General features: G+C 48.9%; 2 rRNA genes. Both read right to left on the bottom strand.

Going from position 1 to position 3,083, the window contains the following annotated elements:
• Positions 1–19: 19 nt before the first annotated feature.
• Positions 20–136: ribosomal RNA gene (gene rrf, locus ACMAWV_RS15620) — 5S ribosomal RNA — on the bottom strand.
• Between the two features lie 114 nt (positions 137–250).
• Positions 251–3,083 (bottom strand): 23S ribosomal RNA (locus ACMAWV_RS15615).

Genomic DNA, 3,083 nt, shown 5'->3' with positions numbered 1-3,083 from the left:
GATCTGGCTTTTTATATAGAAGGTGCATCTTCCTAGTCTCACACCAAGTGACCCTGGCACTACCTTCGGCGCAAGCGGGCTTAACTGCTGAGTTCGGGATGGTATCAGGTGTTTCCCCGCCGCTATCGACACACCAAAAATTTAATTCTTGGTATATTTAATTCTTTTTTTCGACCTTTGCAAGTCTATTAAGCGATATTTTCACACTTAAAAAACAATATCAAATAGAAGTGAACTTAAAAGTAAAAGTTAAATAAAGCAAAAAGACTAATTAGTATCGCTCAGCTCAACACATTACTGCGCTTACACATGCGACCTATCAAGCTCGTAGTCTACAAGCTGTCTTATAGAAATCTTATCTTATGATGGGCTTCCCACTTAGATGCTTTCAGCGGTTATCCCTTCCGAACTTAGCTACTCGGCAATGCAACTGGCGTCACAACCGATACACCATAGGTTCGTCCAACCCGGTCCTCTCGTACTAAGGTCAGATTCACTCAAATTTCTTACGCCCACGGAGGATAGAGACCGAACTGTCTCACGACGTTCTGAACCCAGCTCGCGTACCGCTTTAATAGACGAACAGTCTAACCCTTGGGACCTGCTCCAGCCCCAGGATGCGATGAGCCGACATCGAGGTGCCAAACCTCCCCGTCGATGTGAACTCTTGGGGGAGATCAGCCTGTTATCCCCGGAGTACCTTTTATCCGTTGAGCGATGGCCCTTCCACTCGGAACCACCGGATCACTAACACCGTCTTTCGACCCTGCTCCACTTGTTTGTGTTGCAGTCAAGCTCCCTTATGCGTTTACACTCTACAGCCGGTTTCCATGCGGCCTGAGGGAACCTTTGTGCGCCTCCGTTACTCTTTAGGAGGCGACCGCCCCAGTCAAACTGCCCACCAGACATTGTCCCCCCACCGGATTACGATGGTAGGTTAGGATTTCAAATAGCAAAGGGTGGTATTTCAAGGATGCCTAATCGTACGCCGGAACGCACGCCTCAACAGCTCCCACCTATCCTACGCATTACTATTCAAAAGCCAATGTCAAGCTACAGTAAAGGTTCACGGGGTCTTTTCGTCCTTCCGCGGGTAGCGCGTATCTTCACGCGCACTCCAATTTCGCTGGGCCTCTTGTTGAGACAGTGGGGAAGTCGTTACGCCATTCGTGCAGGTCGGAACTTACCCGACTAGGAATTTCGCTACCTTAGGACCGTTATAGTTACGGCCGCCGTTTACTCGGGCTTCGATTCAAAGCTTCTCCTAATGGATAACCTCTCCTCTTAACCTTCGAGCACCGGGCAGGCGTCAGACCCTATACGTCCACTTGCGTGTTTGCAGAGTCCTATGTTTTTGATAAACAGTCGCTACCCCCTTTTCACTGCGGCCCCCGTCAGCTACATCGGCAAGCGATGTCACCAGCAGGGGCGAGCCTTATCCCGAAGTTACGGCTCCAATTTGCAGAGTTCCTTAACAAGAGTTCTCCCAAGCGCCTGAGGATTCTCTCCTCATCTACCTGTGTCGGTTTACGGTACGGATTGATTATATTCTTCATACGAAGCTTTTCTGGGAAGCAGAGGATCACAAACTTCGGGCAAGCCCTCGTCATCACGCCTCAGCCTTCACGTGTTGCGGATTTGCCTACAACACAGCCTACACGCTTAAACCCACATCCAACAGTGGGATTTGCTACCTTTCTCCGTCACTCCTCATGTCAAACGAATATAACCAAGTACAGGAATATTAACCTGTTACCCATCGATTACGCCTTTCGGCCTCACCTTAGGATCCGACTAACCCTGGGCGGAGTCACCTGGCCCAGGAACCCTTAGATTTTCGGCGGGAGTGATTCTCACACTCCTTATCGCTACTCATGCCATCATCAGCTCTTGTGGGATCTCCAGCGCTCCTCGCGGTACGCCTTCATCGATAAACACAATGCTCTTCTACCAATGAACAAAGTTCATTCCATAGCTTCGGTACGTATCTTTAGCCCCGTTACATTTTCGGCGCAGAACCACTAGTCCAGTGAGCTATTACGCTTTCTTTAAAGGGTGGCTGCTTCTAAGCCAACCTCCTGGATGTCACAGTAGTTCCACAACCTTTCCCACTTAGACACGATTTAGGGACCTTAGCTGATGGTCAGGGCTCTTACCCTTTCGACTACGGACCTTAGCATCCGCAGTCTCACTGCCTGATATTACTTAACGGTATTCTGAGTTTGATATGGTTTGGTAAGCTGGTGAGCCCCCTAGCCAATTCAGTGCTGTACCCCCGTCAGTATTCGTCAGACGCTGCACCTAAATGCATTTCGAAGAGAACCAGCTATCACGGAATTTGATTGGCCTTTCACCCCTATCCACAAGTCATCCCAACAGTTTTCAACCTATATGGGTTCGGTCCTCCACAAGGTGTTACCCTCGCTTCAACCTGCTCATGGATAGCTCATCCCGTTTCGGGTCTACGACCTGCTACTATTCGCCCTATTAAGACTCGGTTTCCCTACGGCTACACCTTCAACGGCTTAACCTTGCAACAAATCGTAACTCGATGGCTCATAATGCAAAAGGTACGTGGTCATGCCTTACAATAGCACTTCCACCGATTGTAAGTATATGGTTTCAAGTTCTATTTCACTCCCCTCATCGGGGTTCTTTTCATCTTTCCCTCACGGTACTTGTTCACTATCGGTCAGTAAGTAGTATTTAGCCTTGGAAGGTGGTCCTCCCAGATTCAGACAAAATTTCACGTGTTCCGTCCTACTCAGGATACTGCTAGCGCTTTTCAACTTTCGGATACGAGGCTTTCACTCTCTTTGGCGGGACTTCCCAGACCCTTCTCCTAACATCAAAGCTACACGTTGCAGTCCTACAACCCCGCTAAGTAAACTTAACGGTTTGGGCTAGTTCGCGTTCGCTCGCCGCTACTTGCGAAATCTCAATTGATTTCTCTTCCTCGAGGTACTTAGATGTTTCAGTTCCCTCGGTTAACTCCAGAATGGCTACTTTACTCACCAAACGGTTCCTGCTGTTTCCAACAGGAGGGTTCCCCCATTCAGAAATTCCCGGATCAAAGCCTGTTC

Source organism: Halobacteriovorax sp. RT-1-1 (genome assembly GCF_047085455.1).
Classification (GTDB): Bacteria; Bdellovibrionota; Bacteriovoracia; order Bacteriovoracales; family Bacteriovoracaceae; genus Halobacteriovorax_A.
This window is presented reverse-complemented; position numbering and strand designations above follow the sequence as displayed.